The 14699-nt window shown below is 31.4% G+C and carries 13 protein-coding genes; 11 read left to right on the forward strand and 2 right to left on the reverse strand.

The window, feature by feature from the left end; genetic code table 11:
- Positions 1–26 precede the first annotated feature (26 nt).
- Both G6Z82_RS03120 and G6Z82_RS03125 read left to right on the forward strand, forming a co-directional pair.
- Positions 27–1274, forward strand: coding sequence for a tetratricopeptide repeat protein (locus G6Z82_RS03120; RefSeq protein ID WP_009310269.1), 1248 nt, complete (start codon positions 27–29; stop codon positions 1272–1274).
- Positions 1275–1317: 43 nt separating this feature from the next.
- Complete coding sequence (locus G6Z82_RS03125) at positions 1318–2808, forward strand: amidase family protein (protein WP_006735013.1); 1491 nt, start codon at positions 1318–1320, stop codon at positions 2806–2808.
- A 65-nt stretch (positions 2809–2873) separates the two neighbouring features.
- Here G6Z82_RS03125 and G6Z82_RS03130 read toward each other — a convergent pair whose 3' ends face one another.
- Positions 2874–3818 (reverse strand): YitT family protein, encoded by a 945-nt coding sequence (locus tag G6Z82_RS03130; RefSeq protein ID WP_009310270.1) that lies wholly within the window; start codon positions 3816–3818, stop codon positions 2874–2876.
- Between the two features lie 106 nt (positions 3819–3924).
- Between G6Z82_RS03130 and G6Z82_RS03135 the strand changes: the two genes are divergently transcribed.
- Positions 3925–5118: a CCA tRNA nucleotidyltransferase gene (locus G6Z82_RS03135; protein WP_006730861.1), complete on the forward strand. Its 1194-nt coding sequence runs from the start codon at positions 3925–3927 to the stop codon at positions 5116–5118.
- Positions 5119–5215: 97 nt separating this feature from the next.
- Here the strand turns inward: G6Z82_RS03135 and trhA are convergent, their stop codons facing one another.
- On the reverse strand, positions 5216–5881 hold the full coding sequence (trhA, locus tag G6Z82_RS03140) for a PAQR family membrane homeostasis protein TrhA (RefSeq protein WP_006729975.1): 666 nt from the start codon (positions 5879–5881) through the stop codon (positions 5216–5218).
- Positions 5882–6007: 126 nt separating this feature from the next.
- Between trhA and G6Z82_RS03145 the strand changes: the two genes are divergently transcribed.
- The 8 genes from G6Z82_RS03145 (at position 6008) to trmFO (ending at position 14698) form a co-directional block, all read left to right on the forward strand.
- Entirely contained in the window at positions 6008–6859 is an 852-nt protein-coding gene (locus G6Z82_RS03145; protein ID WP_006731914.1) for a DegV family protein, read from the forward strand.
- An 8-nt stretch (positions 6860–6867) separates the two neighbouring features.
- Positions 6868–7095: a YozE family protein gene (locus G6Z82_RS03150; protein WP_006731940.1), complete on the forward strand. Its 228-nt coding sequence runs from the start codon at positions 6868–6870 to the stop codon at positions 7093–7095.
- A gap of 4 nt (positions 7096–7099) precedes the next feature.
- Positions 7100–8482, forward strand: a complete 1383-nt coding sequence (locus tag G6Z82_RS03155) for a S41 family peptidase (RefSeq protein WP_102695367.1) — start codon at positions 7100–7102, stop codon at positions 8480–8482.
- A gap of 213 nt (positions 8483–8695) precedes the next feature.
- Positions 8696–9535 carry a ribosome biogenesis GTPase YlqF gene (gene ylqF / locus G6Z82_RS03160; protein WP_006731946.1) on the forward strand — a complete coding sequence of 280 codons (840 nt, stop codon included), beginning with the start codon at positions 8696–8698 and terminating at the stop codon, positions 9533–9535.
- Positions 9532–10284, forward strand: coding sequence for a ribonuclease HII (locus G6Z82_RS03165; protein WP_006731927.1), 753 nt, complete (start codon positions 9532–9534; stop codon positions 10282–10284). Before ylqF ends, G6Z82_RS03165 begins: the two co-directional genes overlap by 4 nt.
- A gap of 48 nt (positions 10285–10332) precedes the next feature.
- On the forward strand, positions 10333–11178 hold the full coding sequence (gene dprA, locus G6Z82_RS03170) for a DNA-processing protein DprA (protein ID WP_006731930.1): 846 nt from the start codon (positions 10333–10335) through the stop codon (positions 11176–11178).
- Between the two features lie 69 nt (positions 11179–11247).
- Complete coding sequence (gene topA / locus G6Z82_RS03175; protein WP_164785786.1) at positions 11248–13335, forward strand: type I DNA topoisomerase; 2088 nt, start codon at positions 11248–11250, stop codon at positions 13333–13335.
- A 49-nt stretch (positions 13336–13384) separates the two neighbouring features.
- Positions 13385–14698: a methylenetetrahydrofolate--tRNA-(uracil(54)-C(5))-methyltransferase (FADH(2)-oxidizing) TrmFO gene (trmFO, locus tag G6Z82_RS03180; protein WP_006738382.1), complete on the forward strand. Its 1314-nt coding sequence runs from the start codon at positions 13385–13387 to the stop codon at positions 14696–14698.
- The last annotated feature ends 1 nt before the right edge of the window (position 14699 follow it).

Raw genomic sequence — 14699 nt, forward strand, 5'->3', positions numbered from 1 at the left:
TAAATATATTAAACGGGTGAATTTATATGTCATATTCAGAAAAATTATTAGATGAGATACAGAAACATAATTTTTCAAATAATAATATTCTATTGAAAAAAGCTTTGCAGAATGATGATAATAATGTATTAATAGATTTGGCGGAAAATTTATTAGGTTTTGGCTTTACAGATTTAGCTAAAACAGTATATATGCATTTAATTAAAACATTCCCAGATGAAGGTGTATTTAAGGTTTATTTAGCAGAAATATTATTAAATGATGGTGATGAGGACCAAGGATTACAATTACTATATGATATTAAACCTAATAGTAGTGGTTATATTGAAAGCTTATTAGCTCAGGCAGATTATTATCAAACAAATGGATGTTTTGATGTGGCTGAAGACAAATTAAAGCAGGCATTAGCATTGCGAAAAGATGAACCAGCTATTATTTTTGGCTGTGCTGAAATTAATTACTTAAAAGGCTCATATGATAGGGCTATGCAATATTATCAAGAATTATTAGATCAAGGTAACAAAACCTTTGGTGAGGTTGCAATTTCTCAAAGAATTATGTCATGTTTAGCTAAGATGGGTAAATATGAAGAAGCAGCTGAAATCATCCAAAATAATATGGATAGTTTACTAAATATTGATAGCCAATATGACGCTGGATTAATTATGATGGCTACTAGCAATTGGAAGCAGGCTATAAAATTGTTTCAGGCAGTTATTGATAGTCAATCCGATTATGTTAATGTATATCCAAATTTAGCAAAGGCATATTTTAATATTGGTGAATTAAATAAGGCACTTGACGTTGCTAATGCAGGCATTAGTTATAACGAATATGATATTTCTTTATATAGAATTGGGTCTAAAGCAGCTTTATCTTTGAAGGATTATGATCAGGCACAGCAAATTTTAGAAAAAGGTGTTGATATATTATCTAATAATGATGATTTAAAATTAGATTTATCCAATCTATATATCATAACCAATCAAGATAAGAACAATATATTATTATTGTCTCATGATGATAATCAACATGATCCACAATTGATTTGGAATTTAGCTATATCATATCAAAGGACGGAAAATTATCAAAAGGCCAAAGAGCAATTTTTGTTAGCTTATCCAAATTTTAAAAATAATGCTGACTTTTTGCGTCAAATGGCTTTATTCTTCCATGAAATAGGAGATACTCATAACTTTAAATTAGTTTTGAAAAAATATATTGAGATGGTGCCTGAAGATATTGAAATGCAAGATTTGTTAACTGAATTATAATATCAAATCTAAAAAAGAGAGTTATGAATTAAAGGGAGGCTATATGTTATTTACAGAAGATGCGACATATTATGCAGACCTTGTTAAAAATAAAAAAATAAGTTGTTTAAAATTAGTGGAATATGCTATCGACAATGCCATTAAACTTCAACCTATATTAAATTGTATTACAATTACTTGGTTTGATAAGGCCTTATGTCAAGCAAAAAAGATGGATCGGCAATTACAGTATTTAACAGAGGATGAGCGACAAAAGTTGCCACCTTTTTATGGCGTTCCTACTTTATTAAAAGATTTGACAGAATTTTGGGAAGGGACAGTAACGTCTAATGGCTGTGCCTTGATGCGTGATAAAGTGAGCTCACGCACAGATGCTTATGTACAAAAAGTTTTAGAGATGGGTTTTCTACCAATAGGACGTAGCAATGTGTCAGAATTTGGATTAAAGACTGTTGCTGATTCTAATGCTTTTGGTGCAGTTTGCTTGCCTCAAGATATAACTCGTAATCCTGGTGGTTCAAGTGGAGGGGCAGCAGCTGCAGTTAAAGCAGGTATAGTACCTATTGCAATGGGTAGTGATGCTGGAGGATCCATTCGTGTTCCAGCAGGATACACTGGGCTTATTGGTTTAAAACCTTCAAGGGGACGCATTGCTTCAGGCCCCGGTATTTATCGGGGCTTTAATAGTTTATCTACACAGTTTGCCTTAGCTAAGTCTGTGAGAGATGTATTTACCATGTTAAAAAATGCATCAGTTTATAGTCCTTATGCAATGTGTAGTTTACCGACTATAAAAGAAGAAAAAATCCAATCGTTAACTAAACCTTTAAAGATTGCTTATAGTGTTCAAAGTTTGTCTGATGAGCCTACGTCAAGCGATGCTATTAAAGCCATCAAAAGTATAGTCTCTTATTTGAAAGCGATGGGGCATGAAGTAATAGAGGATGCTCCAGCTATTGATATAGTAAAACTATTTCATTTTTACTATACAACGTGTTTAGTAGAAACAGGACGAAACTTAGCTAATTTTAAAGATCAGAGTGATAGGGTATTATGCAAAGCTTTAGGTGATCTTGCTTGGCTATCTTATAAGATAGGACCACAAATTTCTGCCTATGAATATAGCGGTATGCTTAAAGATCAAGATATATTGATAGAGCAAAATGCTAAATTTTATCAAAATTATGACCTATTTTTGACACCTACTACAATAAGTGTTGCTAAAAAACAAACAGAGTGTGCTTTGCCTCAGACACTTAAAAATTTATTATCAAATCTTCAAAGCATGTCTATTAGGGAACAACGTGATGTGGCTATACAAGCTTTTGATAATACTTATAGGTGGACGCCTTTTACACAATTAATGAATTTGACTGGAGATCCTGCAATAAGTTTACCAGTTTATGAAACGATTAATGGTCTACCTATAGGAGTACAAATTTCATCTTTAAAAGGTAATGAATATCGTTTGTTGCAAGTAGCTAAAGATTTTGAAGAACATGGATTATTAAAAACGCACATAGTTTCATTGTGATAAAAAGGTATAAGAAGGCATTAATTGCAAAAAAATACTAACCTACATGGTTAGTATTTTTTACTTTATTTTTTTAGATTTTCAAATATATTATTTTTCTTCCGTAAGTAAGTGAAACCTTCTCCCAATGTTTCATGAACATCAATAATCGAAACAAAGGCTTTTTTATCTTCATTAAGGACTATAGACTTTAAATTGGAAAGTTCACGTGGTGAAACAACGCAATATATAATTTTTTTGGTGTCATTTTGATATCCACCTTCAGCTAATAAATATGTATAACCTCTGTCTAGGTTTAAATTTATCATTTTAGCTATATCTAAATATTTATCTGAAATAATGATTACACCTTTAGCTGCATAAGAGCCTTCTTGAACATAATCAGCGATTTTAGCTAAGAAATAGCTACCTACTAATGTATATAACATATGTTTGGTATCTAGGTATGATAATGAAATACCAAGTACTAAAACGTCTAGTCCTAATAATGTTTTACCAATTGGAATGCCTAATTTTAGTTCTAATATTCTGGCAATAATATCCGTTCCACCAGTAGTACCACCAAATTTAAATACAATTCCAATACCTAGACCAGATAACAATCCTGTTAATAATCCAGCTAAAAAAAGATCATGATCTAAGTTTATTTGATGAATAAAAGGCGTATGTAGCCAAAAATTTAGGAAAAAAGATAGGCAGGATGTTCCCCAGATAGTTAAAATTAACATTCTTCGTCCCATATATTTATAACCAATAATGATTAATGGAATATTGAGAACAAGGGTAGAAATACCAGGATTGATTTTAAACCAATATCGTAGTAACAATGTTACACCACTTATACCACCGTCTGCTAATTGATTTTTGATATTGATTGCATCAAGGCTAAATGCATAGATAGAAGCACCAAGTGCAATGAATAATAAATCTTTTATGGTTTTAGTATTTAAAATAGATTTAATAATGGATTTTGAAAAATTTGTTTTTGAATTATTTGGCAAAAAATTCATGAATATATATCATTTCCTTTCTAAAACTAATAGTTATTATCTTATTTTACCAAATTTAGCCTTAAATCTGGTAAAATTTAATAGTGAGTATGAAAGGAAGTCAATAATGAATATTACTGAATTACCTAATGTTTTTAAAGCAGCCTTACCTATTTTAAATAAAATAAATAAGGTGGGTTATGAAGCATATTTTGTTGGTGGATGTGTTCGCGATCTTTTGCTTAATCGGCATATTCATGATATTGATATAGCAACAAGTGCATATCCTGAAGAAATTAAACAAATTTTTGAGAAAACAATAGATACTGGTATTAAACATGGTACAGTTACAGTTTTATATGAAGGTCAAAGCTATGAAATAACTACTTTTAGGACTGAATCTGGTTATCAAGATTATCGTAGACCTGATAAGGTTACTTTTGTCCAAAATTTATCTGAAGATTTAAAGCGTAGAGACTTTACTATTAACGCATTAGCTATGGATGCAGAAGGCAAAATCATAGATCATTTTTATGGCTTGAATGACTTAGTTGTTCATAATATTAAAGCTGTAGGTAAAGCCGAAAATAGATTTCATGAAGATGCACTGAGAATGATGCGGGCTGTTAGATTCATGAGCCAATTAGGTTTTGAATTAGATTTGGATACCAAAAAAGCAATTTTTGATAATCATGAATTGCTGAGTAAAATTTCCATTGAACGTATTCGTGATGAATTTGTTAAAATGGGTGTCGGTAAGTCTAGTAAGCGTGCTTTTGAAGTCTTTTTAGATACAGAATTGTATAATGAAGTACCATATTTAGAACATAAGAAAGAACAGCTAAGTGTTTTTTCTAAATTGAATTTTTCGCCTGTTACGGAGGAAACATTTTGGGCAACTATAATTATTTTATTAAAGCTACCTAATAATGAAATAGCTAAATTTATGCGTGCTTGGAAAAATTCTAATGCCATGGAGCACTGCGTTTATGATATAGTGACTTTCTTTGATTTACTTAGTTATCGTATTCCGTCAAATTATGAATTATTTAGTACTAATTTAGATACTATTATGCAAACGCTTGATTTGTCTAATATCTTAGGGCAACCCGTTAATAGTCAAGCAATAATAGATAGATATGAAGCATTACCATTGAAAAATGAATCAGAATTAGTAATAGATGGTCATTACTTATTGAAAAAAGGAATACCTGCTGGACCTAGGATAGGAGAGTTATTAATTGAAATAAAGAAAGCAATTTTAGAAAGAAAATTAGAAAATAATATTTCTGCAATAGATGTTTTCTTGAATAATAAATAAAAAAAAGCTTGAAAAGCATGTAGTGATGTTATCTCAACCTTATGATTATAAGGAGAGTCACTCATAGCTGATCAAGTTTTTTCATTTATAGCTTAAATCAAACATATAATAGAATTGAAAAATATATTAATGCCGAACCTAATATGACGAATAAGTGCCATATGACATGAATATATGGAATTCTTTTCATTGTGTACAATAAAGCACCTATAGTATAAGCAAGACCGCCTGACAATAGAAGTAAAAATCCACTTTTTCCAAGTAGAGGAAAAATCGTATTACCAAATGTCAATGCTGTCCATCCCATGGCGATATATAAAATTATCTCGCCCAATGGTCGCTTACCCTTGTTAAATATACAAAATAAAATTCCGATTACTGCTAGCGTATAGATAATTCCAAATAAAAGCCAGCCTTTAAAGCCACCGATCATTACTAATGCATATGGTGTATAAGAACCAGCAATTAAAATGAAAATTGAAGAGTGATCAAATATTTGAAAAATTCTTTTTGCTTTAGTAAATACTAGACTGTGATATAAAGTAGAAAATAAATATAAGATGACTAAACTAGTACCAAAAATAGTAAATGAGACAACTCTTATCGCATTACCTGTACTTGCTGATCGTATTATTAAAATGACTAATCCTGCAATTGCTAATCCAAAACCTATACAGTGAGTTATTGCACTAAAAACATTATTTAAAATAAAGTATTTTGTTGATACGTTTTTAGGTTCCTCCCATAGTTTTTTGAAGGTCATAAAATTATTCCACCTTTCTCACTTAAAATCTTTTTTTTTGATATACTAATAGTTATATCGATAGATAAATTTTAACATAATATATTGACATAAATACATTTTATGTTACGAAATGAAGGACCTTAGATGAAAAAAATAAAAATAGTTACAGATTCCTCTGCTCAATTGACAATAGATGAAATTAATAAATATGATATCCATATAGTTCCACTATCAATAACTTTTTCTGATAAGACATACACTGATGGCGTTGACATCAGTAGAGAAGACTTTGTAAAGAAAATGTTATCTGCTGATGAACTACCTAAAACAAGTCAACCTTCTATTGGATTATTTGAAGATGTCTTTAAGGACTTAGCATCTGATGGTAGTCATATACTTGGTATTTTTTTAACTCAAAGTTTAAGTGGTACGATTTCCGCTGCTAAACAAGCAGCTGATTTGCTGAATCTTGGTGATAATATTACTATTATTGATTCAGGGTTGACTGACCGTGCATTAGGGTTGCAAGTGTTAGCTGCTGCTAAAGATCTTATAGCAGGTAAGACTTTACAAGAAATTAAATTGCATATTGAAGCTATTAAGAAAAATCAGCATTTAGAGATGATGGTTTCTAATTTGGATAATTTAATCAAGGGTGGAAGATTGGGCTCTATTTCTGGTAAGATTGCCACATTGTTAAATATTAAATTAGTTTTGCAGATGACAGATGGAAAATTGTCTGTATATAAAAAAGGTCGTGGAAAAAAATTCTTTAAAGATTTTGAAGAAAGGGTATTAGCAGATATCGAGGCAAATAAAAATCGAATTTCTGAAGTGGGTATATCTTACGTTGATACTCCTGATATTGCAGCAGAAATTGCTGAGAAGATACATTTAATTAATTCAGATATTAATGTTTTAAGTAATATTACCAGTCCGATAATAAGTTCGCATGCTGGTAGTGGTGCTATTGCAATTATTTATTATACGGAGTAGGTATGTTTATGGCATATCATGAAAGTTTTTATAGGTTTTTAATGACCTTGCGAGATCATAATTCTACTGATGAAGTAGTGCAATTTGCCAATAATGCGGAATTTGACAGTAGTTTTCCTAGACAAGAACAGGATTATGAAAAATTATCGGAATATTTGGAACTTAATGCAACCTATCTGGTTAGTATGACCATTTTTGATCGGGCTTATCAAATGTATCAGGAAAAGATGATGTAATTTTATGAAAAAAAAGCTATCTGAATATAAGTATTTGTTTATTGTAGGATTAATAGGAATTTTTCTGGGCTGTATATCTACATACAGTGCAATGACTATTTATCAGCAAAAATCGCCTTTGGGCAAAATAAATAATTTTTATCAAAAATTAAAGAAAACATACTATTGTGATATCTCCGATAAAAGATTGATATCTGGTGCAATTGACGGAATGCTTAATAGTTTAAGTGATCCATATTCACAAAAATTAGAAGGCAATCATTTAAAGCAAATTAATGGTGTTTTGACTGGTAATAGCTTTGGTGGCATTGGAGTAGAGATGCAAGTTTTTCATAATAAAATCGTTATTTGCTCAGTGTTACGTGATACACCTGCTTTTAAGGCTCATATTAAGGTGAATGATGAACTTATTGGCGTCAATGGTAAAAATGTAGATGCTAGAAATTTCATGGAATTATCCAAAATGATTAGAGGCAAAATAGGAACTAAAGTTACTCTAACTTTGATACGTAATAATAAAAAATTTGATGTAACTATAGTTAGAGCCAATATCAAGCAATCTACAGTATCAGTTAGACAAAAAGGTTCAGCTACAATCATTGCTATATCACAATTTGATGTTAATACAGCTAAAGATCTAAGGGAAGCACTTAAGAATGCAAAAGTATTACATTCAAAGAAACTAATTATTGATTTGCGTAATAATCCAGGTGGTATTATGGAGCAGGCTATGACTTGTGCGGCATATTTTGTACCATATGGAAAAATTATAATGAAATATGAAGGCAGAAATGAGCACCAAATTATTCGTTCAAATAAAAAATTATCGAATAATTTTAGAACAAAGTTAAAACCGATAATTATAATTAACCAGCATACAGCCAGTGCTAGTGAGATTTTTACTGCAGCTTTAGTGGATAATCGATGTGCTGTTACTGTTGGTCAACATAGTTTTGGTAAGGGTACAGTACAACAAGTTGGAGCCGATGATAATGTTGAGTATAAGTTTACTATCGCAAAATGGCTGACACCTAGAGGAAAATGGATTAATAAGCGTGGTATTAAGCCTACTTATGAGACACCTGTTTCTGCTATTGAAAATCTACCTAAATTTCAAACTAATACTTTGCTCAAATACAATATGATGGGGTTGGATATTGCAATTTTGCAAAAATATTTAATGGCATTAGGTTACTTATCTAATAATTTAACCGGTGTGTATGACAATGCTACTTTGAATTCAGTTAAAATGTTTCAAAAAGACAATAATCTTAAAGTTACTGGAATAGTGAATAAAGATATTAGATATGCTCTTTATGTAGCAGCATATAATAAATTTTATAATGATGATGTGACTGTATCCAAAGCGTTATCAATTGATTTTTAATTTCCATTAAAGGGCTTATTTGAGATTCTTTTATAATATAATTAAGTCGTGTTAGCTATAATGCTTAATAACAGACAAAGTAAAAAATAAGTGATATAATATTCGGTGTTCGACTATTTTTTATGGTAGTAATTTATTTTTTGATTTAATTTAAATAAAATAAAATCTTGTGTAATAAATTAGTTTTATACTTATTATGAAAGGAGAATGATAATGGCTAATATTCAGTGGTATCCAGGTCATATGAATAAGGCAAAAAATCAATTAGAAGATAAATTAGATTTAATTGACGTCATAATAGAAGTCTTAGATGCAAGATTGCCGATGTCTTCCAAAAATCCAATGATTAGCAAATTGATTGCTAATAAGGCTCACATAATAATTTTGAATAAAGCAGATTTAGCTGATGCAATTAAGACCAAAGCATGGGTGAAGTTTTTTCAGAAACAAGGAATACTTGTTTTACCTATGGATGCACAGCATAGTAATAATATGTCTGGTTTAATTAAATTGATTAAAATTGCTACAAAAGATAAGGTAGATAAAATTATAGCCAAGGGAGCTAAAGAACCTGTGATTAAAGTTGCTATAGCTGGAATTCCAAACTGCGGTAAATCAACTATTATTAATCGATTAGTTGGTAGAAATGCAACTATTGTAGGAGATAAACCTGGTGTCACTAGGGGGCAAAATTGGTTGAAAACCGATACAAATATTCAAATATTAGATACTCCTGGTATTTTATGGCCCAAATTTGATGATAGAAATATAGGCTTAAAATTAGCTGCTTGCGGTGCTATTAAAGATAGCGTATTTCATGCTGATGATGTATCAATTTTTGTTTTAAAATACTTAAGAGAACAATATTTAGATTTATTAGTTGACTTTTGTAAAACTAGTGCCGAAAAAATAGAAAAAATAAATGATATTGATTTGTTGCTAGCTATGACACAGTTGTTTGGAATGCGTGATGATTATGAACGTTTTTCGATTTTCTTTTTGCAACGTCTACGTAAAGGCAAAATAGGGAGGATAACTTTTGATCTACCATGACAATTGCTGAAATAAAAAAATTGTTGTCTTCTGGTGATGTGTCTACTGATCTTTTAATAAAATTAGAGAATGATTCCAGACAAGGCGTTCAACGTTTAGTTAAAAGCTACAAAATGCAAAAAGCTAAAAAAGAAAAGGCATTTTTAGAATTTAAAACAAGATTTTCTTATGAAAAAGAATTTTGGTGTCAAAACAAATTAGTTGCTGGTGTAGACGAAGTTGGTAGAGGACCTTTAGCTGGTCCAGTTGTGACAGCTGCTGTTATTTTGGATAAAAATTTCGATTTGATAGATGTTAATGATTCTAAAAAATTAACACCTAAAAAACGTAATGAATTATTTCCAATGATTTTAGACAAGGCAGTGTGTGTGAGCGTTGGTCTAGCTAATAATGATTTAATTGATAAAATCAATATATACGAAGCAGATAGAGTAGCTATGGCACGTGCAGTTAAAGGATTGAAGGTAAAACCTGATGCTTTACTGGTAGATGCTATGGATGTCCCTGTAGATTTACCACAACTAAAATTGATTAGAGGAGACAGTAAGTCAAATTCTATTGCAGCAGCAAGTATTGTAGCGAAAGTTTTTCGTGATCGTTTGATGGATGCGTATGGTGAGCTTTATCCGGAATACGATTTTGCTCATAATGCTGGTTATGGTACTGCCAAACATTTGTCTGCATTAAAACAATATGGTCCTACACCTATCCATCGTTTCAGTTTTGAACCAGTTAGTTCTTATAGATAATATAAATGAAAACTCCACTTTTTAGCGTAAATATTTTAAGGGGTTTTTATGAATATTAAAGAATTGTGTTTACGACTAAAATTGCAAAAAAAGATTGGCTATAAAAATATGTATAAGATTCTTTTTCAACTTAGTTCAGAAAAGGAAATAACATATCAACTAATTAATGAATTAAATATTGATTTTGAATTAAGAGGTCTTGTTTTATCTGCGTTTGATAATGAAAATTATTCTAAATTAATAGATAAAATTTGTAGTCAATGTGATGTTATAACTATATTTGATGATATATATCCTGAATGCTTAAAAGAAATATATAATCCACCTTTAGTTTTATTTGCTAGAGGTAATTTAGATTTATTGCAGAGGAGAATTACTGTTATAGTAGGCTCTAGGACACCTACTAAGTATAGTGAACAGGTATTGCAGAGATTAATACCAAATATAATACAAGATGGTTGGGTAATTGCTAGTGGATTGGCCAAAGGAGTTGATGAATTAGCTCATCGATTAACTTTAGCTAATCACGGGGATACTATTGCTGTAATAGGTAATGGACTTAATTATTTTTATCCTCATCAAAATGAAGGTCTCCAACAAGAAATTTTTAGAAAAGGACTAGTATTAAGTGAATATTTACCAGATACACCGCCTTTACCATTTAGATTTCCAGAAAGAAATAGGATATTAGCAGGTTTGAGTGAAAATATTTTAGTAACAGAGGCACGAAAAAAATCCGGCTCTTTGATAACTGCTAATTTAGGCTTAGAAGCTAATCGTAATATTTTTGCTGTTCCAGGACCTATAAATAGTAATTTATCTGAAGGACCAAACGAATTAATTGCTGCTGGTGCTGTACCAGTTATTGATTATTTCTTGGATGATACTATATAGTTGACAAGAAATAGTTTTCTGGTAATTTATAGTTTATAGAATATAATTAAGGGAAGGTCAATTAGGAGTATGCCTACTGCTAAAGTAAAGAAGAATTTGGTGATAGTTGAATCACCGCACAAAGCTAAGACAATTGAAAAATATTTAGGATGTAATTATCATGTTATTGCATCTAAGGGTCATGTACGTGATTTACCTAAGTCTCAAATGGGCGTTGATATTGATAATGATTATGAACCCAAATATATTTCTATTAGAGGAAAAGGTTCTACCATTAAGGAATTAAAAGCTGAAGCCAAAAAAGCCAAAAATGTATATCTGGCTTCTGACCCGGATCGTGAGGGTGAAGCGATTGCTTGGCATATTTCACATATTTTAGGCTTAGATCCCAAAGATATGAATCGTGTAGCATTTAATGAAATTACTAAAGATGCTGTTAAAGCTGCCTTTAAAGAACCAAGGGCTATTGATATGAATATTGTAGATGCTCAGCAAGCTAGACGTGTTTTAGACAGACTTGTAGGGTATTCTATATCTCCTATTTTATGGGCAAAAGTTAAAAAAGGCTTATCAGCAGGACGAGTTCAATCCATTGCATTAAAATTGGTAATTGATAGAGAAAAGGAAATTCTTAATTTTGTTCCTCAAGAGTATTGGACTATTTCTTCAACTTTCAAAAAAAATGAGCAAAAATCAACGTTTAATGGTGATTTTTATGGATTAGCTGGTAAAAAAATTGATTTGACCAATAATGATGACGTTAGAAAAATTTTAGCTAAAATTGACAAAAAACAGCCTTTTGAAGTTACTCAAGTGATCAAAAAAGAACGCAAGAGACAAGCAGCTGCACCATTTACTACTTCAACAATGCAACAAGAAGCAAATAAAAGATTGGGTTATCGAACACATAGAACTATGCGGATTGCTCAATCACTTTATGAAGGAATTAATTTGGGCAAAGGTAGTGTAGGATTAATTACTTATATGCGAACTGATTCTAAACGTATTGCTAACGTTGCTAAACAGGAAGCAGCTGATTTTATTAAAAGTGAATTTGGGGATGCTTTTGCTGCACATAATCCTAAAAATTTCAAAAATGATGGGGATGCACAGGATGCACATGAAGCTATTAGACCAACTTCTGCTTTTAGAACACCTGAGTCTATAAAAGATTATCTTACACCAGAAGAGTATCGTTTATATAATTTGATATGGTCTAGATTTATTGCTAGCCAGATGAATGCAGCAATTTATGATACTGTAAGAGCTGATATAGTTCAAAATGATGTTACATTTAGAACTACTGGTTCGAAATTGAAATTTGCAGGATTTACTAAAGTTTATGACTCCAATTCCGAAAAAAACAAAGATTTACCCGAATTAGTAGAAGGAGAGTTAGTAGATTTAGTCAAAATGTCAACAGATCAGCATTTTACGCAACCTCCTGCAAGGTATACTGAAGCTAGTTTAGTTCATACGTTAGAGGAGAATGGTGTTGGCCGACCATCTACGTATGCACCAACTATAGATACTATTCAAAAACGGTATTATGTAAAATTAGAAGGAAGATCTATTGTTCCTACAGAATTGGGAGAGATAGTTAATAAATTAATTGAGAAATTTTTCCCAGACATTGTTAATGTCGATTTTACGGCACAACTGGAAAATGATCTTGATAGTGTTGAAGTTGGAAAAAAAGATTGGGTGAAGATTGTTGATGCATATTATCAACCTTTTTCCAAAGAATTAGCTAAAGCTGATGATCAAATGGAAAAAATTCAAATAAAAGATGAAGATGCTAAGTTTGATTGTGAAGTTTGCGGTGCACCTATGGTTATCAAATTAGGTAGGTATGGTAAATTTTATGCTTGTTCAAGATTCCCTGATTGTAGGAATACACAAGCTATTACTAAAAAAGTTGGGGTTGTTTGTCCTAAGTGTGGTAAGGGCGATATTATTGAGAAAAAATCCAAAAAAAATCGCAAGTTTTACGGATGTTCCAATTATCCTGATTGTGATTTTGTTTCATGGGATCAGCCTATTGCTAGAACTTGCCCAAATGATGGTCATTTTCTCGTTCAAAAGAAAACTAAAAAAGGCTTGCTTGTTTTATGTCCTAATGGTGATTATAGGGAAGATCAAGAAGAAAGTAACTAGTTGCCAGATTTTTGATTGATATGGTATTAGTGGTAGAAAGGATTTGTTTATGCCTGAAAAGGTTACGGTTATTGGAGGCGGATTAGCTGGTAGTGAGGCAACCTGGCAATTGGCCAAGCGTGGAATTGAAGTTGACTTATATGAAATGAGACCTGTTAAAATGACACCTGCTCATGAAACTGGCAATTTATCCGAGTTAGTTTGTACAAATTCTATGCGATCAAATCAGTTGTCTAATGCGGTAGGTTTATTAAAAGAAGAAATGCGACAATTAGATTCTTTGATCATGAGAGTAGCAGATGAAACTGCTGTTCCAGCCGGTGGTGCTTTGGCAGTAGATCGAGATAGTTTTAGTAAAAAGATTACGCAAATAATTAATGAATTGCCTAATGTACATGTGCATAATGAGGAAATTAAGGATATTCCTAAAGAAGGAATTAATATTATTGCTACAGGTCCGCTAACATCTGATTCGCTAGCAACGAAAATAAAAGAATTCTGTGGTAGTGAGTCATTGCATTTCTTTGATGCTGCTGCTCCTATTATTACTGCAGAATCGATAGATTATAACATTGTTTATAAAAAATCTCGCTATGATAAAGGCGAAGCTGCATATTTAAACTGCCCAATGGATAAAGAACAGTTTGTTAATTTTTATAACAATTTAATTACTGCAGAGACTGCTGAATTACATGAGTTTGAAAAAAATAATGTTTTTGAAGGATGCATGCCTATTGAAGTAATGGCAAAGCGTGGAGAAAAAACGATGTTATTTGGCCCATTGAAACCAGTAGGGTTAGAAGATCCAAAAACAGGCAAATTACCTTATGCTGTGGTACAGTTACGTCAAGATAATGCTTCTGCTTCAATGTATAATATTGTTGGTTTTCAAACGCATTTGAAATTTGGTGAGCAGAAAAGAGTATTTTCATTGATACCTGGGTTAGCCAATGCAGTATTTGTTCGATATGGAAAGATGCATCGTAATACATATATTTCTAGTCCGGAAGTTTTAAATTCTACTTATGAAACAAAATTGTGTGAGAATTTATTTTTTGCGGGTCAGATGACAGGTGTAGAAGGATATGTTGAAAGTGCAGGTTCTGGATTAGTAGCTGGAATTAATGCTTCGTTGCGTGCTATCGGTGAATCACCTATTGTTTTTCCAAAAAATACAGCGATAGGATCAATGGCAAATTATATTACATCTACATCAGCTAAAAATTTCCAACCAATGAATGCATCTTATTCGTTGATGCCACAGTTGGAAAAGAAGATTCGTAACAAACAAGAAAGACATCTAATGCAATCTAAGATAGCATTAGACGAATTAAACGAGTTTAAAAATAAAGTTGGGCTATAAA

It is taken from the genome of Lactobacillus iners, from assembly GCF_011058775.1.
Lineage (GTDB): Bacteria > Bacillota > Bacilli > Lactobacillales > Lactobacillaceae > Lactobacillus > Lactobacillus iners.